Annotated in this window: 17 protein-coding genes, 2 tRNA genes and 1 pseudogene; 13 read left to right on the top strand and 7 right to left on the bottom strand. The window is 61.8% G+C overall.

The window, feature by feature from the left end:
* Window positions 1–125: 125 nt before the first annotated feature.
* A complete protein-coding gene (gene hemE / locus ACP7BZ_RS13320) occupies window positions 126–1,208 on the top strand; it encodes a uroporphyrinogen decarboxylase (RefSeq protein ID WP_426113860.1) in 1,083 nt (360 codons plus the stop codon).
* 298 nt (window positions 1,209–1,506) lie between these two features.
* On the opposite strand, the gene ACP7BZ_RS13315 is transcribed toward hemE, so the two are convergent.
* A complete protein-coding gene (locus ACP7BZ_RS13315) occupies window positions 1,507–1,743 on the bottom strand; it encodes a hypothetical protein (RefSeq protein ID WP_426113858.1) in 237 nt (78 codons plus the stop codon).
* Between the two features lie 48 nt (window positions 1,744–1,791).
* Here ACP7BZ_RS13315 and ACP7BZ_RS13310 point away from each other — a divergent pair, with 48 nt between their 5' ends.
* On the top strand, window positions 1,792–3,813 hold the full coding sequence (locus tag ACP7BZ_RS13310; RefSeq protein ID WP_426113857.1) for a primosomal protein N': 2,022 nt from the start codon (window positions 1,792–1,794) through the stop codon (window positions 3,811–3,813).
* Window positions 3,814–3,864: 51 nt separating this feature from the next.
* Window positions 3,865–5,322 carry a dihydrolipoyl dehydrogenase gene (locus tag ACP7BZ_RS13305; RefSeq protein ID WP_426113855.1) on the top strand — a complete coding sequence of 486 codons (1,458 nt, stop codon included), beginning with the start codon at window positions 3,865–3,867 and terminating at the stop codon, window positions 5,320–5,322.
* Between the two features lie 7 nt (window positions 5,323–5,329).
* Here the strand turns inward: ACP7BZ_RS13305 and ACP7BZ_RS13300 are convergent, their stop codons facing one another.
* Window positions 5,330–5,815 carry an AtaL-like protein gene (locus ACP7BZ_RS13300; protein ID WP_426113853.1) on the bottom strand — a complete coding sequence of 162 codons (486 nt, stop codon included), beginning with the start codon at window positions 5,813–5,815 and terminating at the stop codon, window positions 5,330–5,332.
* A 138-nt stretch (window positions 5,816–5,953) separates the two neighbouring features.
* Here ACP7BZ_RS13300 and ACP7BZ_RS13295 point away from each other — a divergent pair, with 138 nt between their 5' ends.
* Window positions 5,954–8,029 (top strand): UvrD-helicase domain-containing protein, encoded by a 2,076-nt coding sequence (locus ACP7BZ_RS13295; protein ID WP_426113851.1) that lies wholly within the window; start codon window positions 5,954–5,956, stop codon window positions 8,027–8,029.
* A 3-nt stretch (window positions 8,030–8,032) separates the two neighbouring features.
* Here ACP7BZ_RS13295 and ACP7BZ_RS13290 read toward each other — a convergent pair whose 3' ends face one another.
* Window positions 8,033–8,296, bottom strand: coding sequence for a hypothetical protein (locus ACP7BZ_RS13290; protein WP_426113849.1), 264 nt, complete (start codon window positions 8,294–8,296; stop codon window positions 8,033–8,035).
* A 122-nt stretch (window positions 8,297–8,418) separates the two neighbouring features.
* On the opposite strand from ACP7BZ_RS13290, the gene ACP7BZ_RS13285 reads away from it, so the two are divergent.
* A complete protein-coding gene (locus tag ACP7BZ_RS13285) occupies window positions 8,419–8,625 on the top strand; it encodes a SlyX family protein (protein WP_426113847.1) in 207 nt (68 codons plus the stop codon).
* Window positions 8,626–8,700: 75 nt separating this feature from the next.
* Window positions 8,701–9,042, top strand: coding sequence for a hypothetical protein (locus ACP7BZ_RS13280; protein WP_426113845.1), 342 nt, complete (start codon window positions 8,701–8,703; stop codon window positions 9,040–9,042).
* 251 nt (window positions 9,043–9,293) lie between these two features.
* Here ACP7BZ_RS13280 and ACP7BZ_RS13275 read toward each other — a convergent pair whose 3' ends face one another.
* A complete protein-coding gene (locus ACP7BZ_RS13275) occupies window positions 9,294–9,701 on the bottom strand; it encodes an STY0301 family protein (RefSeq protein ID WP_426113843.1) in 408 nt (135 codons plus the stop codon).
* A pseudogene (locus ACP7BZ_RS13270) lies at window positions 9,698–10,101 on the bottom strand (BPSL0067 family protein). Before ACP7BZ_RS13270 ends, ACP7BZ_RS13275 begins: the two are co-directional and overlap by 4 nt.
* A 159-nt stretch (window positions 10,102–10,260) precedes the next feature.
* On the opposite strand from ACP7BZ_RS13270, the gene ACP7BZ_RS13265 reads away from it, so the two are divergent.
* From ACP7BZ_RS13265 to ACP7BZ_RS13240, 6 genes are all read left to right on the top strand, one after another.
* Window positions 10,261–10,842, top strand: coding sequence for a TMEM175 family protein (locus ACP7BZ_RS13265; RefSeq protein WP_426113841.1), 582 nt, complete (start codon window positions 10,261–10,263; stop codon window positions 10,840–10,842).
* A gap of 133 nt (window positions 10,843–10,975) precedes the next feature.
* The gene (locus ACP7BZ_RS13260) at window positions 10,976–13,129 is read left to right on the top strand and encodes a M3 family metallopeptidase (protein ID WP_426113839.1); all 2,154 of its coding nucleotides are present in this window, start codon (window positions 10,976–10,978) and stop codon (window positions 13,127–13,129) included.
* Window positions 13,130–13,252: 123 nt separating this feature from the next.
* Window positions 13,253–13,474, top strand: a complete 222-nt coding sequence (locus ACP7BZ_RS13255; RefSeq protein WP_426113837.1) for a VF530 family DNA-binding protein — start codon at window positions 13,253–13,255, stop codon at window positions 13,472–13,474.
* Between the two features lie 10 nt (window positions 13,475–13,484).
* Window positions 13,485–13,784 carry a DUF4404 family protein gene (locus ACP7BZ_RS13250; RefSeq protein WP_426113835.1) on the top strand — a complete coding sequence of 100 codons (300 nt, stop codon included), beginning with the start codon at window positions 13,485–13,487 and terminating at the stop codon, window positions 13,782–13,784.
* A gap of 209 nt (window positions 13,785–13,993) precedes the next feature.
* The gene (locus ACP7BZ_RS13245) at window positions 13,994–16,204 is read left to right on the top strand and encodes a YgiQ family radical SAM protein (RefSeq protein WP_426113833.1); all 2,211 of its coding nucleotides are present in this window, start codon (window positions 13,994–13,996) and stop codon (window positions 16,202–16,204) included.
* A gap of 255 nt (window positions 16,205–16,459) precedes the next feature.
* Window positions 16,460–17,596 carry a GGDEF domain-containing protein gene (locus ACP7BZ_RS13240; protein WP_426113831.1) on the top strand — a complete coding sequence of 379 codons (1,137 nt, stop codon included), beginning with the start codon at window positions 16,460–16,462 and terminating at the stop codon, window positions 17,594–17,596.
* A gap of 218 nt (window positions 17,597–17,814) precedes the next feature.
* On the opposite strand, the gene ACP7BZ_RS13235 is transcribed toward ACP7BZ_RS13240, so the two are convergent.
* Together ACP7BZ_RS13235 and ACP7BZ_RS13230 are read right to left on the bottom strand one after the other, a co-directional pair.
* Window positions 17,815–17,891: transfer RNA gene (locus ACP7BZ_RS13235), tRNA-Asp, on the bottom strand.
* Between the two features lie 41 nt (window positions 17,892–17,932).
* Window positions 17,933–18,008: transfer RNA gene (locus ACP7BZ_RS13230), tRNA-Val, on the bottom strand.
* Between the two features lie 344 nt (window positions 18,009–18,352).
* On the opposite strand from ACP7BZ_RS13230, the gene ACP7BZ_RS13225 reads away from it, so the two are divergent.
* Window positions 18,353–20,584 carry a TonB-dependent receptor gene (locus ACP7BZ_RS13225; RefSeq protein ID WP_426113829.1) on the top strand — a complete coding sequence of 744 codons (2,232 nt, stop codon included), beginning with the start codon at window positions 18,353–18,355 and terminating at the stop codon, window positions 20,582–20,584.
* Window positions 20,585–20,600 lie beyond the last annotated feature (16 nt).

Below are 20,600 nucleotides of genomic sequence, written 5' to 3'. Positions count from 1 at the left end.
TAAAACGCCGAGTATGCCACGTTTGACACTGCCTTCGCCAGCGCGCACGGGGCACCGGCAGAACCGTCGCCGCGCACCCGGACAGTGCCATAATAGCGGCTTCGTCCCGCTTCCCGCCGCCTGCCATGTCCCCATTTGCCACGCTTTCCAACGACACCTTCCTGCGCGCGCTGCTGCGCCAGCCCACCGACTACACGCCGGTCTGGCTGATGCGCCAGGCGGGCCGCTATTTGCCCGAGTACCGCGCCACCCGCGCGCGCGCCGGCTCTTTCCTCGGCCTGGCGAAAAACCCTGATTACGCCACCGAAGTGACGCTGCAGCCGGTCGACCGCTATCCGCTCGATGCCGCCATCCTGTTCTCCGACATCCTCACGGTGCCTGACGCCATGGGCCTGGGCCTGTACTTTGCCGATGGCGAGGGGCCGAAATTCGAGCGTCCCCTGCGCAGCGAAGAAGCGGTGCTCAAACTGCGCGCGCCCGATCTGGACTCGCTCGATTACGTCTTCAAGGCAGTCACGCAGATTCGCCATGCGCTCGGCGGTCGGGTGCCATTGATCGGTTTTTCCGGCAGCCCGTGGACGCTGGCCTGCTATATGGTCGAAGGGGCCGGCTCGAAGGAATGGCACACGATCAAGAAAATGGCCTACAGCCGGCCCGACCTGATGCACCACATCCTGTCGATCAATGCGCGCGCCGTGGCCGCTTACCTCAATGCGCAAATCGATGCCGGCGCCCAGGCCGTGATGATCTTCGATTCATGGGGCGGCGCGCTGGCCGATGGCGCTTACCAGACGTTTTCGCTCGCTTACATGCGCCAGGTGATGGACCAGCTCAAGCGCGACAAGGATGGCGTGCGGGTGCCGGCAGTGGTATTCACCAAGGGCGGCGGCCTGTGGCTCGAGCAGATCGCCGCCATCGGCGCCGATGCCGTTGGCCTTGACTGGACGGTCAACCTCGGCCAGGCGCGCGCGCTGGTCGGCGACAAGGTCGCCCTGCAGGGCAATCTCGATCCAGCCATCCTGTTCGCTTCGCCCGAGCAGATCCGCGTCGAAGTCGAACGCGCCCTCATGTGTTACGGCACGCCGGCCGCCGGCGGCGGCCACGTATTTAATCTCGGTCACGGTATTTCACAATTCACGCCGCCCGAGTCGGTCAGCGCCATGATCGAGGCGGTGCACCGCTTCAGCCGCGCCCAGCGGGCTGTCTAGGACAGCGCCGGAGGCGCCCTGGGCGCCGTCCGGATGGCCAGACAATCACACTTATTCACAAATTGTCCGTCAAGCAGTTTTTTCGTATGTGGATAGTTTGTTTCAGCCAATTTTTTTATAAGTCACTGATTTTAAACAGTATAAAAAATATTTTCCTTCGGGAAATGGATGATTCACTGCTTCACTCTCATAGGGAAAACAGGGTTTTTCCAGTATTGTCCACAAAGTTATCCACAGGCGATGTGGATAAATACGGAAACCCCTTGGTTTACTGGGACTTAGCGTAAATGGTGAGGGTTTACATTAACTCCATGTTGCATCGCATGATATTAAACACCGCTTGCTGCACGGACCAGGCGTCGCCAACCGCCGAGTTATGCACAAAGCGAACTTGACAGAGTGACGAAACTGTTTTCTGAAGCCTTTTTTTCAAGTGATTGATTTCATTCATTAAATTTTCTTTGACTTTGGCTGCTGGGTGTCCTGCATTGATTAACAACAAACTTTCCTTTGGTACCATCAGCGCTTTGTCCACAAAGTTGTCCACACCCGAGCACGGTGCCGGCGGCGCGGGCCAGCGTTGATGCCATTTTGCATTCTCACCGTTGCGCTCGACACGCCCCTGTCGAGCTGCTTCGATTACCGCTGGCCGTGCGAGTCCGCCACCGAAGCGCTGGTCGGCCAGCTGGTGCTGGTGCCGTTTGGCCGCCGCGAAGTGGTCGGGCTGATCGTCGGCATCGGCCAGCACAGCGCCGTCCCTGCCGCCAAACTCAAGGACGCGCTGGCCGTGCGCAGCCAGCTCGGGCCGCTGTCGCCGGCGTGGCTGGCGCTGGCCGCCTTCGCCGCCGATTACTATCAGCGTCCGCTGGGCGAAGTGGCGCTGCCCGGGCTGCCGAAAAATCTGCGCCTGTCGAGCACGGTGGCGCTCGACCGCGCCATCAAGAAGCTGGCCAAGAATGTCGACGTCGCCGACACCACGCCGTTTGCGGCGCCGCCCCTCAACGCCGAGCAGCAGGCGGCCGCCGACGCCATCGGCGGCGCCATCGGCTTTACCCCGCTGCTGCTGTACGGCGTCACCGGCAGCGGCAAGACCGAGGTGTATCTGCAAGCCTGCGCCGCTGTGCTGGCGCGCGAGCCGGAGGCCCAGATCCTCATCCTGGTCCCGGAAATCAACCTGACGCCGCAACTGGAAGGCAATATCCGGGCACGCTTTCCCGGCCTGCTGCTGGCCACCCTGCACAGCAGCCTGGCCGAGGGCGAGCGCATGCTGCACTGGCTGGCCGCACACCAGGGCCGCGCGCGCATCATCCTCGGCACCCGCCTGGCGATTCTGGCGTCGCTGCCGCAGTTGCGCCTGATCGTCATCGATGAAGAGCACGACCCTTCGTATAAACAGCAGGAAGGGCTGCGCTATTCGGCGCGCGACCTGGCCGTGTGGCGCGCGCGCCAGCTGGCCATTCCCATTGTGCTCGGTTCGGCCACGCCATCGCTCGAGAGCTGGCACCACGCCGGCTCGGGGCGCTACCGCAAGCTCGAACTGCGCCAGCGCGCCGTGCGCGACGCCGTACTGCCACGCGTCAAAGTGCTCGACATGGAACGCGACAAACCGAAAGATGGCCTGACCTCGCACCTGGTGGCAGCGCTGCGCCAGCGCCTCGATCGCGGCGAACAGTCACTGCTGTTTTTGAACCGGCGCGGCTACTCTCCGGTGATTACCTGCGAAGCGTGCGGCTGGATCAGCGAATGCACCCGCTGCACCTCGTTCATGGTGCTGCACAAGCCGGAGCACCGGCTGCGCTGCCACCACTGCAGCCTGGAGCTGCGCATCCCGCGCAACTGCCCCACCTGCGGCAATGTCGATATCGCGCCGCTGGGACGCGGCACCCAGCGTGTCGAAGAAGGGTTACAGCTGCTGTTCCCCGCGGCGCGCATCCTGCGCATCGATGCCGATTCCACCCGCAGGAAGGGCAGCGCCCAGGAAGCGTTCGACAGCGTGCACCGCGGCGACGTCGATATCCTGATCGGCACCCAGATGGTGGCGAAGGGCCACGATTTTAAAAAACTGACCCTGGTCGGCATTCTCAATCCCGATACCGCCCTGTTCTCGCAGGATTACCGCGCCAGCGAGCGCCTGTTCGCCCAGTTGATGCAGGTGGCCGGCCGCGCCGGCCGCGCCGCCCGCCTCGAAGGGGGCAGTCCCAGCGAAGTGCTGATCCAGACCCGCTACGCCAGCCACCCGCTGTACGGGGCGGTGGTCAACCACGATTACGACCGTTTTGCCGACAGCCTGCTGAGCGAACGCCGCCAGGCCGCGCTGCCGCCGTATATGTACCAGGCGCTATTGCGCGCCGAGGCGCCCGAGCTGGCCACCGCCATCGATTTTTTGCAGCAGGCGCGCGACTGCCTGGCCGATCCGGCCATCACCATCAACGATCCGATCCCGATGACCATGACGCGCGTGCACAACGTCGACCGCGCCCAGCTGCTGGTCGAATCGCCCTCGCGGCCGGCGCTGCAGGCGTTTCTGAAGCAGTGGCTGGCTTTGCTGCGCGAGATGAAAAGCCGGGTCAAATGGTCGCTCGAAGTCGATCCGCTCGATATCTAGACTGCCGGCGCGCTAGAATGCGACATCGCGGCCTTCACCACAGGAACCACCATGCGCACCATCGACGTTGACGTCGCCATCATCGGCACCGGCACCGCCGGCCTGTCGGCCTACCGCGCTGCCGTCTCGCATGGCCAGCGCGCCCTGCTGATCGAACGGGGACCGTACGGCACCACCTGCGCGCGCGTCGGCTGCATGCCCAGCAAATTGCTGATCGCCGCCGCCGACGCTGCCCACATGCTCGAGCTGGCGCCCGCCTTCGGCGTCCATGCGGGCGTCAAGCGCATCGACGGTCCCGCCGTGATGGCGCGCGTGCGGCGCGAGCGCGACCGCTTCGTCGGCTTCGTCATCGATAGCGTCGACGCCATCGCCGATGCCGACAAGCTGCGCGGCCACGCCAGGTTCACCGGGCCGCGCGCGTTGCAGGTCGACGATCACACCATCGTCCGCGCCGACCGCTTCGTCATCGCCACCGGTTCGACTCCCACCCGCCTGCCCCTGCTCGATGGCGGCGGCGCCGCCATCATCAGCAGCGACGATATCTTTGAACTGGACGATCTGCCGGCCTCGATGGCCGTCATCGGCACCGGCGTGATTGGCCTTGAACTGGGCCAGGCGATGGCGCGGCTGGGCGTGCGCGTGCGTTTTTATGCGCGCGGCGGCAATCTCGCGCAGCTGACCGATCCCATCGTGCTGGCCGACGCCAAAACCGTGTTTGGCGATCGCCTCGATGTGCGTTTTAACCAGCGCATCGTTGGCGTCGCCCCGCTGGCGACGGGCGGTGTGGCACTGACCACGCGCGCCGCCGCCGGTATGGGAGAAGACGAGGCCGAGCTGGTCGAGCAGTTCGAGACGATTTTGGTGGCCGCCGGCCGCACCCCCAACGTCAACGACATCGGCATCGAAACGACAGGCCTGGCGCTCGATGCCGAAGGGGTGCCGGTGTTCGACCGCTGCACCATGCAGTGCGGCGACAGCCATATCTTCATCGCCGGTGACGCCGATGACGAACTGCCGTTGCTGGCCGAAGCGGCCGACCAGGGCCGCATCGCCGGCGACAATGCCGGCCGCTATCCGGACGTGCGCCCGGGCTTGCGCCGCGCGCCGTTGACGGTGGCGTTCACCGAACCGCAGATCATGACGGTGGGGGCCAGTTATCGCACCTTGTGCGCCACCGGCAAGCCGCGCTTTGCGCTCGGCATGGTGTCGTTCGAAAACCAGGGGCGCAGCCGCGTCATGCTGCAAAATCACGGCATGCTGCGGGTGTACGGCGAATATGGCACCGGGCGGTTTATTGGCGCCGAAATGGTGGGGCCGCGCGCCGAGCATATCGGCCACCTGCTGGGGTGGGCCTGCCAGGCCCGCATGACGGTCGACCAGATGCTCGAGATGCCCTTTTATCACCCGGTGGTGGAAGAGGGCTTGCGCACGGCCCTGCGCCACCTGCACGCGGAGCTGGCCAGGGACGCCGCCGACATCGCCGCGCCCAGCGTCGCTGCCGGTACCTGATGGCTGCCTAATTGAGGTAGCTGGTGTCGAGCCGTCCAGCCGCCGCCAGCTCGCGCACGATGCGGATGGCATCGATATCGGCTTCCTGGTAGGCCGATTTTTTAAATTCGTCGTACATGGCGTTGGCCTGGTCGGTGGCAGCGTCGTGCCCGTCGTCGTACCTGAAACGCACGAACAGCAGCTGTTCGGCGGGCGCCTCGATGGTCACCCGCAGGCTCGACGCGCTGATCTCGCCCTGTGCATGGACTTCGTAGCGCACTTCTTCGAGCGGCGTCAAAAACACCTGGTCGTCGATGCTTAACTGGCCGAAGCGGCGGCGCCGCTGAAAGCCGTCCGCCGTTTGCGCGCTGATTGCGCAGTCGTCGAGGTGGGCGACGAACAGCTTGGGCGACTGCGCGTGCAGCACCAGTCCGCGCCACAGCTGCTCGCGGGTCAGGCTGTCGATCAGCGGGTTGAGGGGATCGTTAATTTCAATCAGGTGTTCAAATTTCATGGGGAAGTCTCGTATCGGTGCCGGCGTCAGGGGCGAATGGTAACGCAAGCGCTGGGCCCGCGGGTAAATCGCGCTGGCGAAAACCACGGCCAGGCGCGCTGTACAATGACCGGCTGACTTCCTGCAAAGCGCGCCCCGATGTCCTCCGCACCCCAGTTCGGCCTGAACGTTCCCCAGAGCGAAGCCGTGATCTACCTCGACGGCCCCTGCCTGGTGCTGGCCGGTGCCGGCTCGGGCAAAACCCGCGTCATCACGCAAAAGATCGCCCACCTGGTGGAAGACCGCGGCTACGACCCGCGTACCATCGCCGCGCTGACGTTTACCAACAAGGCGGCCCTGGAAATGCAGGAGCGCATCGCCAAGCTGCTCAAGCAGCCGCGCCAGGCCAAGCAGCTGACGGTGTCGACCTTCCACTCGCTGGGGGTGAAAATCCTGCGCCAGGAAGCAGCCGGCGTCGGCCTGAAAGACCGCTTTTCCATCATGGACAGCGATGACTGCTTTGGCCTGGTGCAGGACCTGGCGATCACCACCGACAAGCAGCTGATCCGCCGCATCCAGAATGCGATCTCGCTGTGGAAGAACGGCCTGGTCGAGCCCGATGACGCCATTCGCAACGCCGTCGACGAAGATGAAGCGCAGGCTGCGCGGGTGTTTCGCAGTTATGTGGCGACCCTGTCGGCTTACCAGGCGGTCGATTTCGACGATTTGATCCGCCTGCCTGTCGAATTATTTAGAAACAACGATCCGATCCGCGACAAGTGGCAGCGCCGCCTGCGCTATTTGCTGATGGACGAATACCAGGACACCAATACCTGCCAGTACGAGCTGGTCAAGCTGCTGGTCACCGGGATTAACAAAAAGCCCATGTTCACCGCGGTCGGCGACGACGACCAGGCCATTTATGCCTGGCGCGGCGCTTCGGTGGAAAATCTGAAAACGCTGGGCCTCGATTTTCCCGACCTGAAAGTGATCAAGCTGGAACAAAATTACCGCTCGACCACCCGCATCTTGCAGGCGGCCAATGCGGTGATTGGCAACAACCCGAAGATTTTCGACAAAAAGCTGTGGTCCGAGCACGGCCTGGGCGAACCCATCCGCGTGCTGGGCATGCAGAACGACGACCAGGAAGCCGAGCAAATCGCCATCATGATTTCGGCCGACCGCTTTCAACGCAAAAACAAGTGGTCCGATTACGCCATTTTGTATCGCGGCAACCACCAGGCGCGCGTGATCGAACAGTCGCTGCGGCGCGAGCGCATCCCCTACACGATTTCTGGCGGCCAAAGTTTTTTCGACAAGGCCGAAATCAAGGACATCATCAGTTACCTGCGCCTGATCGCCAACGAGGGCGACGACCCGGCGTTTATTCGCGCCGTCACCACGCCGAAGCGCGGTGTCGGCATGGCCACGCTGGAAGTGCTGGGGGCCTTTTCCAAACAGTGGAACTGCTCGCTGTTCGAGGCGGCCTTGAAGGGCGGGATCGAAGCGAAACTGGCCGATCGTCAGCTGATTCCCCTGCGTGAATTCTGCAATTTCATCAACAACCTTGAATCGCGCGCCAGCCGGCCGGGACCGTCCGGCAGCGGCGAGAATGCCGCCGCCGTGCTCGACGACATGATGAAAGAAATCAGTTACGAGTCGTATCTGTACGATATGTTCGACGACCGCGCCGCCGCCAGCAAGTGGCAAAACGTGATGGAATTTACCAACTGGCTCAAGGAGCGCGGTTGCGGTGGCAAGGACAAGTCGGGAGACGAAAAAAACCTGCTGGAACTGACCCAGATGGTGGCCCTGATGACGATGTTGGAAGGCAAGGACGAAGAGCCGGACGCGGTGCGCATGTCGACCCTGCACGCCTCCAAGGGTCTCGAATTTCCACATGTATTTCTGGTTGGCGTCGAAGAGGGCATCTTGCCGCACAAGGGCGATCCCGACGCCTCGGTCGAAACCATCGGTGCCCGCGTGCAGGAAGAGAGAAGGCTGATGTACGTCGGCATCACCCGGGCCCAGCGCACCTTGCAGATCACCTGGTGCAAGCAGCGAAAGCGCGCGGGCGAGCAAGTCCATTGCGACCCCTCGCGCTTCATCAAGGAAATGGCGCTCGACGTCGGCAACGCGGCGCCCATGGAGACAGAAATCATTTCGCCGAAGGACAGGCTGGCCAGTCTGAAAGCCTTGCTGGCGACCTCGAAACCGCTGCCGCCGGTAAACTAAACCTTAGACGCGCACGCCGTGCTGGTCGTGGCGACCGCGCCGCTTCTCCGGCTGGTTGAGCACGCGCGCGGCCACGCCGTGATTAATGGCATTGCTGGCCATGTATTCGACGGCCGCCTGGGTACCCAGCATGGCTTGCAAAATAATGCCCACTTCCACCTTCTGGGCCGTCAAATAGTCGGGCCGGCCCGGTTGCGGTGTCGCCGCCGAGGCGCTGCCTGAATAATCCGGCGGAATGGGGCCGGAAGAGCTCGATATAATTTCCATGGGCACATTCTGCAGTGGAAATTTTTTACAGTCCGTGCGCTGCCTCGCATAAGTAGCAATTAAGCAACAGCGCAGCGACAGCGGGCGATCGCGCATAATGGCGGTTTTTGCTGGAGAGTCGCATGAGTACAGACGAGCGTTTTATGGCCATTGAAATCAAGCTGGCCCACCAGGAAGACCTGGTCGACGCCCTCAATGACGTGGTCTACCAGCAGACCCGTCGCATCGACCACCTCGAATCGATGGTCAATGCGCTCGCCGAACACATGCGCAATGCGGCGCAAACGACGCCGGGGGCGGGGGCGCATGAGGTGCCGCCCCATTATTGACGCTGTGGCGCTGCCGTCCGCGTGATCAGGCCGGCGCCATTTGCATCGTCTTAGTTGTGTGAGCGCATCCCCTACTTGTTGCCGATTGGCATTTTAATAGCAGCGAAGAAAGACGGCGCCGCCGTAGGCGTGGTGCAATCGGGTCAGGACGGTCAAGCATTCGATGCCCTGTATCGCGAGCCATTGGCGGCCCTGCAGGATGACGAGGTCGCGCTGCCGGAGAAGGCACTGTTTGTGGCACTGATTGCGGCACTGTTTGCGTACTATGCGATACGCAATCTTCTTACGGCGCATGCATTACACCGGCCCCTTGATCGCTCGCTGGTGATCGATCAGGCACTCGCTGCGATCAGCGAAGAAGATGCGGTGAGGGTACTGGGCACTGCTGTGCGTGATGTTGCCGCTGGCAAGCACTAGCAGCCTGTCGGACTTAGGATCGTCAGCTGCAAAAATACCTGGGACGGGCCATATTGCGCCGCTTTCTCGGTCAATAGCTCGCTATTGACACTGCGAAATCGTCAAAATCTGTCCTCGCCCAGCTATTTTCTCGCTCTGACTCCCTAAGCCCGACAGGCTGCTAGCGCGCATGGGCAGAAACGGCTCGGCCCGGTGTGGCGGACAGCTGGGGCTGTGAACGACGGTGGCGACGTTACTTTTTATAGCGGCATCTATTTGCATGCCACCACAGCCGAGACGAACCGTTCCGCCGTCTTGATCTTCGTGGTAACGACGCAGCTGGTGGCACTGTCATCGAGCTTTCGGGCCAGTTCCACCGCGCCGTAGTCGCACCAAACCCAGCGTTCGCCGTCGCCCCTGGCAACTCGGTAGGTCTGGATTCCCTTTGCATCCTTGTCGGGAACCAGATACCGCTTCGTTTCAGGAGCACCCGACAGCATTCCAGCACCCCGTAGATGCATCGGTCCCGGCACCACAGTGGTCCACCCCGCCACGGCCTTGTCGGGCTTGATGGTAGTTACGGGGATAATCCCGGGACACTGTGCCGTCATATCAGCGGCAAAGGCCCCGGCAGCGGCCCAGACCACGGCTATCAGGGGGACTAGTCGTGTGGCGGTCATAATTCAATCACGGCGAAAGCTAACGGGTTGCGGCTCGAAGTTGGCCAGGGCCCATCCGGGCGCTGCGCCCGCTCACGCGGCACGTCCATGTGACGAAGCTTCACCTTATGCAAAGCGCGGTACTGATCGACGACCCAGTTGCCTGCGCTGGCGTGTGCGACGAATATGGCGGCGTGTTGACCCGTGTTCGCGCTGGGGATAGACCATTAGTGAAGGTAGCGATGGCCGTTCCACGCGCTAAGCTCGGCAAATCTTTTACCATCGCCCCTGCCTTCCACCGTTGAGTGCTGACGCCGATTAACCCCGGCACCAGCGCCTTCATGATATCCACGCATTCACCCCTGCCGAACAGTTCGTGTCCATCAAGAGCGCGTAAGTCTCCAAGGTATCGAAAGGGCATGCTGGTTCTCCTTCGCTGTAATGGCGGGAGTTCCATACTCGCTTTGATATTGGTGGGCAATCTTGCTTCCAACCAAATTATGCTTCGGAGAAAATGCCACATGTTAGCGTGTCGCTGTGCCAAAATTGCCGTATGGTTGCCTCAATCGGAAGGTGAATAATGGGAAAAAGCAGGCTCGAAGCCTTCAGCGACGGTGTCATCGCCATCATCATCACCATCATGGTGCTCGAACTGAAAGTGCCGCACGGCGCCGCGTTCGACGACCTCATCCCGCTGCTGCCGGTGTTCGGCAGCTACGTCCTCAGTTTTATCTATGTCGGCATCTACTGGAACAACCACCACCACATGCTGCACCTGGTACACACCATCAGCGGTGCCACCCTGTGGGCCAATCTGCACCTGCTATTCTGGCTGTCGCTGATTCCCTTTGTCAGCGCCTGGATGGGTGAACACCAGTTCGCCGCGGCGCCGGTGGCGGCCTACGGCGCGATACTACTCATGTGCGCGGTTGCTTACCTCATCCTCGCCCGCGTGCTCACCCGCCACCAGCCGGCCAACCGCGCGCTCGCCGACGCCATCGGCATGGACCGCAAAGGCTGGCTGTCGATCGCGCTGTATATCGCCGGCATCGCCCTGTCGCTGCCCCTGCCGCTGATCGGCTTTCTGCTGTACGTCGTCGTCGCCATCATGTGGCTGGTGCCGGACCGCCGCATCGAGCGGAGATTGCACGATCCCGCTTGACACGGACCAGACATCAGCCGGTGCGCCCGCTACCCTGCAGCCATCGACGCGCGTGCGGCGCGCTGCTATGATCGGGCGCTGATGCCTGGCTGCCGACCCGGCGGCCCGGGCCAATTCGCCTGTGAAAGATGCCATGAACCGTCCCCACCTGCTGATCGTCGCTGTCGCTGTCGCTGCTGCCATGCCCCACCTTGCCATTGCCGCGCCCGTCGCGTCCGTCGCCGCCATCGCCGCGCCGCTGCCGGCGTCGAACCCCTTCGCCAAAGAGAGCGCACTGCCGCTCCACTATCCGGCTTTCGACAAGATCAAGGATGCCGATTTCACCCCCGCCTTCGATGCCGGCATGCGCGAACAGTTGCGCGAGATCGATGGCATCGCCAACAACCGCAAGATCGCCACCTTTGATAACACGGTGGTGGCGATGGAACGCTCGGGCCAGCTGCTGGCGCGGGTATCGGCAACGTTTTCCAATTTGCAGGCGACCAATACCAACGACCAGCTCGACGCCATCGACACCGCCATGTCGCCCAAGCTGGCCGCCCACAACGACGCCATCTACCTCAACGCCGCACTGTACGCGCGCGTCAAAGCGCTTTACGACAAGCGCGCCAGCCTGCGCCTGAATGCCGAAGCGCTGTATCTACTCGAGCGCTACAACAAGGATTTTGAACGCGCCGGCGCCAAGCTGTCGGCCGCCGACAAGGAGCAACTGAAGGCGCTCAATGGCGAAATCGCCGCCCTGCAGTCGGCCTTCACCCAAAACGTCATGAAAGAACAGAATGCCTCGGCACTGGTGGTCGACAGCCGCGCCGAGCTGGCCGGTATGAGCGAGGCAGCCATCGACGCCGCTGCCGCCGAAGGCAAAAAACGGGGCATTGATGGCAAGTTCGTGGTCGCTGTCGGCAACACCACCGGCCAGGCGCCGCTGGCGGAATTGAGCAACCGCGCCGTACGCGAACGCTTGATGGCGCTGTCGCTCGCGCGTGGCAGCCGCGGCGGTGAATTCGATAACCGCAACAATGTGCTGCGCCTGGCCAAGCTGCGCGCTGACAAGGCTGTGCTGCTGGGCTACCCCAACTACGCCGCCTACTCGCTCGACGACCAGACCGCCAAGACCACCGCCGCCGTCAACGGCCTGCTCGCCGAGCTGGGCAAGCCGGCCGTGGCCAACGCCCGCAAGGAAGCGGCCGAAATCCAGAAAGTCATCGATGCCGGCAAGGGCGGCTTCCAGGTCGGTGCTGCCGACTGGGACCTGTATTCGAGCAAGGTGCGGGCCGCCCAGTTCAATTTTGACGAAAACCAGCTCAAGCCCTACTTTGAATTGAACAGCGTCTTGACCAATGGCGTGTTTTACGCGGCCACCAAGTTGTACGGCATCACCTTCAAGGAACGCAAAGACTTGCCGGTGTACAACCCCGACGTGCGCGTGTTCGACGTCTACGATGCCAACGGCAAACAGCTGGCCATCTTCCTGGCCGATATGTACGCCCGCAGTAATAAACGGGGCGGTGCCTGGATGAATGAATACGTCTCGCAGTCGAGCCTGCTGGGCACGCGCTCGGTGGTGGCGAATCATTTGAATATTCCCAAGCCACCGGCGGGCGAACCGACCCTGCTGACCTACGACGAAGTCAAGACGGCTTTCCATGAATTCGGCCACGCCCTGCACGGCATGTTCTCGAACGTCACCTACCCGCGTTTTTCCGGCACCAACGTGCCGCGCGATTTCGTCGAGTTCCCCTCGCAGGTTAATGAGATGTGGGCCGTCTGGCCGGAAATACTGGGCAACTACGCGCGCCACTACAAGACTGGCGCCGCCATCCCCAAGGATCTGCTGGACAAGGTTATCGCCGCCAAGAAATTTAATCAGGGCTTCATCACCACCGAGTACATCGAGGCGTCGCTGATCGACCAGCGCTGGCACCAGTTGAGCCCGTCGCAAATCCCCACCGACGTCGTCGCCTTTGAAGCCAATGCCTTGAAAGAGGCGGGCCTCGATTTCGCGCCAGTACCGCCGCGCTATCGCAGCAGCTACTTTTCCCACGTGTTTTCGAACGGCTACTCGGCCGGCTACTACGGCTACCTGTGGGCCGAAAAGCTCGACGCCGATACCGTCGAATGGTTCAAGGAAAACGGCGGCTTGCAGCGCAAGAATGGCGATTATTTCCGCAAGATGCTGCTCTCGCGCGGCGGCACCATGGATGCCATGCAAATGTTCCACGGCTTCCGCGGCCGCGATGCCATCATTGGACCGCTGCTCGAGCGGCGCGGTTTGACGACACAATAAACACTTGCTCACCGATGGGGGCGGGCCCGTACGGCTCGGCCCCCCATCAAGGTGGCCGATCGTGTCGTGCAGCGCCGCCAAAGCGGTATATACTTTTTCTGAACTACTTCAAGGATGGGCAGCATGAGCAGCCAGGATTTACACGGCATCACCCTGGAAGCGATTTTACTGCGCCTGGTCGACCATTACGGCTGGGAGCAGCTGGGCAAGCACATCGACATCAACTGTTTTATCAGCGACCCCAGCATCAAATCGAGCCTGAAATTTTTGCGCAAGACGCCGTGGGCGCGCGACAAGGTCGAAGCGCTGTACCTCGACACCCGATTCACCACCCCCACCCAGTAACGAGGCCATCATGTCCAACGACCACGCAGATCAGCTGCAACAGCGCCTTCAAACCCTGCATGCCGATATCGCCAGCACGGGCGAAGTCGACCCTGAACTCAAAGATTTACTGCACCGCCTCGACGGCGACATCAAGACCCTGCTCGATCGCCGCCTGGCGCCCGACGCCGGTGCGCTTGAACCGACCAGCACCACCTACGGGCTGGCCGAACGCAGCCAGGAGTTGTCGGCGCGCTTTGCCGTCAAGCATCCGCACCTCGAACCGGCCCTGCGCGAACTGGGCAATATGCTCTCAAGCATGGGCATCTAGCCGTCCGGGCTGCCTGATTTTGTAGCATTAACAACACAAGCTATTGAAATGTAAGCGCTTTTTCGGCGGCCAGGACCCGATTCGGCGGGCCGGCCGGCGTTAATTGCGGGCGTTTTCCGGTACAATGCTGCCCAATGAGCTCCCCAATCAATCTGTTTGCTACCGTCCCCAAGCGGTCTAGCCGCGCCGCTGTTGCGCCCTTCTTACCCATGTCGCGCGCCGAAATGGACGCCCTCGGCTGGGATGCCTGCGACGTCATCCTCGTCACCGGCGACGCCTATATCGATCACCCCAGCTTCGGCATGGCACTGGTCGGTCGCCTGCTCGAAGCGCAGGGTTTTAGAGTCGGCATCATCAGCCAGCCCGACTGGCACTCGGCCGACGCCTTCCGCATTCTCGGCAAGCCGACCCTGTATTTCGGCGTCACCGCCGGCAATATGGATTCGATGGTCAATCGCTACACGGCCGACCGCAAGATCCGCTCGGACGACGCGTATACCGCCAACGGCGAACCAAATAAGCGGCCCGACCGCACCGTCACCGTGTACGCCCAGCGCGCGCGCGAAGCGTTTCCGGATGTGCCCGTCATCATCGGTTCGATCGAAGCCTCGCTGCGCCGCATCGCCCACTACGATTACTGGTCGGACAAGGTGCGCCGTTCGGTGCTACCCGATTCGAAGGCCGATCTGCTGTTGTTCGGCAATGCCGAGCGCGCCCTGGTCGATTTGACCCACCGCCTCGCCGCTGGCGAAGCGATCCGCGACATCAAGGATTTACGGGGCACCGCCTTCATGGTGCCCAGCGGCTGGTTGCCAGCGCCCGACTGGTCGGTGGCCAATTCGAGCCGCGTCGATGTGCCCGGCAAGGTCGACGTCCACCCGAACCCCTACGCCATGGCGCAGGAAGACAAGGCCGCCTGCGCCACCGACAACAATGCGGTGGCGCCCGACGTCATCAAGCCGATCCGCATCATGAGCCGCGAAGAGCGGCTGGCGCTGGCCAAGGAACAGCACGATAAAACCGTGGTGCGCCTGCCCGCTTACGACGTTGTCAAGGATGACCCCGTGATGTATGCGCACGCCTCGCGCGTGTTCCACCTCGAATCGAATCCCGGCAATGCGCGCGCCATGGTGCAGGCGCACGGCGAGCGCGACGTCTGGCTCAATCCGCCGCCACTGCCGCTGGCGATGGACGAGATGGATGGTGTCTACGACATGAATTACGCCCGCGCGCCGCACCCGAGCTACGGCAAGGCCAAGATTCCCGCCTGGGACATGATCCGTTTTTCCGTCAACATCATGCGCGGCTGCTTTGGTGGCTGCACCTTCTGTTCAATTACCGAGCACGAAGGGCGCATCATCCAGAGCCGCAGCGAACCGTCGATCCTGCGCGAAATTGAACATATCCGCGACAAGACCAAGGGTTTTACGGGCACCATTTCCGACCTGGGCGGCCCCACCGCCAATATGTACCGGCTGGCGTGCAAGGAAAAAACGATCGAGGAATCGTGCCGTCGCCTGTCGTGCGTGTTTCCGACCATCTGCGTCAATCTGGGCACCGACCACAGCAAGCTGATTTCCCTGTACCGCAAGGCCCGCGCCATTCCGGGTATCAAGAAAGTGCTGATCAGTTCCGGCCTGCGTTATGACCTGGCAGTGCGCTCGCCCGAGTACGTCAAGGAACTGGTAACCCACCACGTGGGCGGCTTGCTGAAAATTGCACCGGAACACACGGAAGAGGGCACGCTGTCGAAAATGATGAAGCCGGGCATCGGCGCGTATGACGAGTTCAAGGCCATGTTTGACAAGTTTTCGCTGGAAGCGGGCAAGAAGCAGTATCTGATCCCGTACTTCATCGCTGCCCACCCCGGCACCACCGATGAAGACATGCTGAACCTGGCGCTGTGGTTGAAGAAAAACAATTTCAAGCTCGACCAGGTGCAAACCTTCATGCCGACGCCGATGGCGATGGCCACCACCATGTACCACTCGCGCAGGAATCCCCTGAAAAAGGTCACGGCCGATTCGGAAGTGGTGGAAACGGCGCGCAGCGGCAAGGTGCGACGTGCCCACAAGGCATTCTTGCGCTACCAGGACCCGGCCAACTGGCCGATCCTGCGCGAAACCCTGGTCAATATGGGCCGCGGCGAATTGATCGGTAACAGCGACCGTCACCTCGTGCCCAGCTGGCAAGCGTCGGAAGACGGCGGTCTCGCTGCTGGCGAACGCAAGCGCCAGACCTCGGGTGCCGGCACCCTCGACAAGTTCGCCGCCGCACCCAAGCGCGCCACCGCGCGGGCGCCGGCGCCGGCGCCATTCATTGCGCCTGAATCGAAGGTGCGGCCGTCAATTCTTGCGACCATCAAGACGCGGCCGAAAGCGGCTAGTGTCGCTGTCAAGGCGCGCAGCGGGCGCAAGTAGGCGACCAGCAAGTCGCACCGCTTGAGATACAAACAGCTTCCCCATGGAAGCTGTTTTTTTTTACCTGAAACTTTTTGCGTAGTCAGCGAGCGCCACCGAGTTGCGTCATCAAGCTTCTTTTCGGTTACTATAGTGCTAAAAAGTAATATTTATTATAATTGCAGTAACGTGCACCGATGGCTGCCCCCGCGGCCGTGATGGATTGCCGGCGCTCCCCCACCATCGTGGCGCCGGCAGTATCACCAAGGACCTGCAGTGATCGACATCCGTACTCTCTTGCTGGCGCTCGCGATCGGCAACATCGGCCTGGGCGTGCTGATGGCCGGCTATGCGGACGGTCAGGCATGCAATCCGGCAATGCGTGCCTGGGCTGCTGCCCGTTTGCTCAAGGGCAGCGCCCACCTGGTGGCCTGGCTACGGCCGGAGATCGAGTGGGGCGGCGTGCCGCTCATGGGCTACGCTCTGTTGATCGGCGGCACGGCGATAGAGCTGGTGGCATATTGCATCTTTTTGGGATTGCCGGCATGGCGTACGCGGTTGTGCTCATGTACGGTGCTGGCGCTGGCGGCCATCGGTTTGATGTTTGCAGTGCAACTGCCGCCGGCGCAATTGCTGCGGCTGGTGGCGGCCGAGGTCGGGGCCTTCAGTCTGGTCATGGCCGCGCTCTTGCTGCGTGACTGGGGGCGGGTATCGGTAATGCAGCGCTGGATCGGGCTGAACAACGCTGTGTTTGCCGTGGTGCTGGCGGCGCACGCCGTGCACGGGATCAGCGCGCCGCACCTGTACCTGCTGGCGGGCGGAGTCGTTCTCAACGCCACCTTTGCAGTGGGCTATTTGATGATGATCGTCAACGGCTTCGGCTTTCTATTGCTCTGCAAGCAAAAAGACGATGCGCGCATGGTGCGGCTGGCCACCATTGATTGCCTGACGGGCTTGTTCAATCGCCAGGCATTTTTTGAGCGTGCCGAGCGTGCACGCGCCGCGCGGCGTGGCCGTCCGCTCGCCCTGTTGATGATCGACATTGATCATTTTAAAAAAATCAACGATTGCCATGGCCATGCCATCGGCGATCAAGCGCTGGCGCTGTTCGCGGCCACCGCCCGCACCACCTTGCGCGATGACGATATCCTGGGGCGCCTCGGCGGCGAAGAATTCGCGCTGGTGTTGCCCGCGACCGACCTGGACGGCGCCATGCTGGCCGCCGAGCGTTTGCGCACCAGTGTGGCGGCGTCGTCGCTGGTAACGGCCAGCGGCGCCTATTCGATGACCATTAGCATAGGAGTGGTGGCCATTGACTGCGCCGAAGCGATCAACACCGCGCTGGCGCGGGCTGATCAGGCGCTGTATGCGTCCAAGCGGGGCGGGCGCAACCGCGTCAGTGTGGGGGAGTAGCGCCGCGGGGGGTGTCTGAGGTAGGTGCGCCGTTCAGTTAAGCGGGGCTTTTCTCTTGATGCTGGCGGAGCGGACGGGACTCGCCTGCATCCTGCAGGCCGCCGCTTCGCTGGCAGGCGAATCGCTTCGAGTCCCAAGCCGGACTTTCCGCAGGGGAAGTCCTCTGACCCGTGTATATAAAGGAAAAGCCCCGACAGGCGGGGCTTTTCCTTTGATGCTGGCGGAGCGGACGGGACTCGAACCCGCGACCTCCGACGTGACAGGCCGGCATTCTAACCAACTGAACTACCACTCCGTATTACTCTGATCGGTGTTGCTGATCATGATGCAGTTATTTGGTGGGCGCTGAGAGGCTCGAACTCCCGACCTAAGCCTTGTAAGGGCTCCGCTCTACCAGCTGAGCTAAGCGCCCGCACACTTCAATTTCGACTGCATCCGACGTTTGTCACCACGTCTGAAGAGGCCCGAATCATATCCAACAATAGCGCACCGCGCAAGGGCTTTTTTTCACCCAGCGTTTCTGCTGTGAATTCGCCGTTCCTACGAATGTAAATAAAAGACAAGTTTGTTGTAAGCGATATACGGTCGTTGAATTGGCCCTTGCTTGATTTACGCGCAATGGAAGAGAATGCCCGCTTCTTACGAGGTGCCCCCGGCAGACATCCCCAGGATGCAGGCGCCCACAATGGCGGAGACAGACGTTGCAATACGATGGGGGCGATTTGCCCTCCTTTCACCATTTTTGCGGAATATCACATGATCAAGCTGTCCAAGATGCACCAGCGCGTGTTGCGCGCCCACGGCGCCGCGTTGGCCCTGAGCGCGCTGCTGCCAGCGGCTGCCTTCGCCCAAACCACCACCAGCGCCCAGGCCGGCGCCCCCGAGTTGCAGTCGGTTACCGTGACGGCCCAGCGTCGTACTGAAAACATCAAGGAAGTGCCGGTCTCCGTCACCGCCCTTAAAGGTGAACGTCTCGACACCATCGTCTCCGGTGGCGAAGACATCCGCGTGCTGGCCGCCAAGGTGCCCAGCCTGAACGTCGAGTCGTCGAACGGCCGTACCTTCCCGCGCTTTTACATCCGCGGCTACGGCAATACCGATTTCAACACCTTCGCCTCGCAACCGGTCTCGCTGATCTACGACGACGTGGTCCAGGAAAACCCGATTCTCAAGGGTTACCCGATATTCGACGTCGCCAGCGTCGAAGTGCTGCGCGGTCCGCAGGGCACCTTGTTCGGCCGCAACACCCCGGCCGGCGTCGTCAAGCTGGAATCAGAAAAGCCGAACAGCAAGAAAATCGAGGGCTACTACAACGCCAGCGTCGCCTCGCATAACACCGTCAACGTCGATGGCGCCGTCAACGTGCCCCTGTCGAGCGAATGGGCGATGCGCTTCTCGACCCTGCGCCAGCATCGTGACAACTACGTCGACAATTACGCCGATACCGGTTTCACCGTCAAACGGGGTGAACTCGATGGCTACAATGAACACGCCGAGCGCCTGCAGTTTCTGTACACGCCGTCAACCACCTTCAATGCCCTGTTCAACGTGCACCAGCGCATCACCAGCGGCAGCGCACGCCTGTTCCGCGCCAACCTGATCACCAAGGGTACGAACGACATCGCCGCCGGCGTCGACCTCGACAAGCTGGTGTCGAACGCGCAAAACTACCAGAACCTCAAAACCTCCGGCGCCAATGTGCGTCTGTCGTGGGACCTGGGCGCCGTCAAGCTGTACTCGATCAGCGGTTTTGAACAGGTCAATCGCTACCTCAGCCGCGGTGACATCGATGGCGGCGCCCTGGCCGGTCCTGGTTTCATTCCCTTCCAGGTAGAAACCGCAGGCGGCATTTCCGGCGTCAAGCAATACACCCAGGAACTGCGCGTTGAATCGAAGGATGCCGGCCCGCTGAACTACCAGGCTGGCCTGTACTACTTTAATGAAGATGCCAACGGTTACAGCGACAACTTCGACAGCACCAGCGGCCTCCAGACCTCGCACCTGGCCAGCCACCAGAAGAACACTGCCTGGGCGGCCTTCGGTTCGGTCAACTATGCGATCTCGGACCTGTGGACGGTCCGTGGCGGCTTGCGTTACACCAATGACGAAAAAGATTTCAACACCGTTTCGGCCGTCAACGTGGCGCAGATCGGTGCCGCCTCGGTCAACGAGAGCAAGCACAAGGTCAACTGGGACCTGAGCACCACCTATAAGCTGAACCAGGACGTCAACGTTTATGCGCGGGTTGCCACCGGCTTTCGCGCACCGAGTATCGCTGCCGCCTCGGCATCGGTGCCGATCACCGTGGCCGATGCCGAAACCATTACTTCGTACGAAGCGGGTATCAAGGCCGACCTGTTCCAGCGCCGCGGCCGCGTCGCCTTCAGCGTCTATGACTTCACCGTCAAAAACCAGCAGCTGACCGTGGTCGGCGGCAATTCGAACGTCAATCGCCTGATCAACGCCGCCAAGACCGCAGGCCGTGGCGCCGAAGTCGACTTCGAAGCGTTTATTACCAGCGACTTCAAGGTCACCGCTGGTGGCAGCTACAACTTCACCGAGATCAAGGATGCGTCTTTGTCGGTGAACAAGTGCGCGCAGTGCACGATCACCGATCCGATCAACGCCGCCGGCCGCGTCGTCATCGACGGTAACCCGCTGCCGCAAGCGCCGAAATACACCATGAATGCCTCGGCCCGCTACCAGTGGAACCTGGCCGACGGCCAGCTGTACACCCTGGTCGACGTCTCGCACCGCAGCCAGATCAACTTCTTCCTCTACGAAGCGGCTGAATTTACTGGCAAATCGCTGACCGAAACGGGCTTGCGCGTGGGCTACATTTTCGGCAATGGCAAGTATGAAGTGGCTGCCTTCGGTCGCAATATTGGCGACACCCGTCGCGTTACCGGCGGCATCGACTTCAACAACCTGACCGGCTTTACCAATGAGCCACGCGTGCTTGGCGTGCAGTTCAAGGGCAGCTTCTAAGCCGTTCGACGCTAAG

This window comes from Massilia sp. PWRC2, from assembly GCF_049896725.1.
Classification (GTDB): Bacteria; Pseudomonadota; Gammaproteobacteria; order Burkholderiales; family Burkholderiaceae_D; genus JAFCUW01.
The sequence above is the reverse complement of the archived record's forward strand: the minus strand, read 5'-3'. Positions and strand labels throughout refer to the sequence as shown.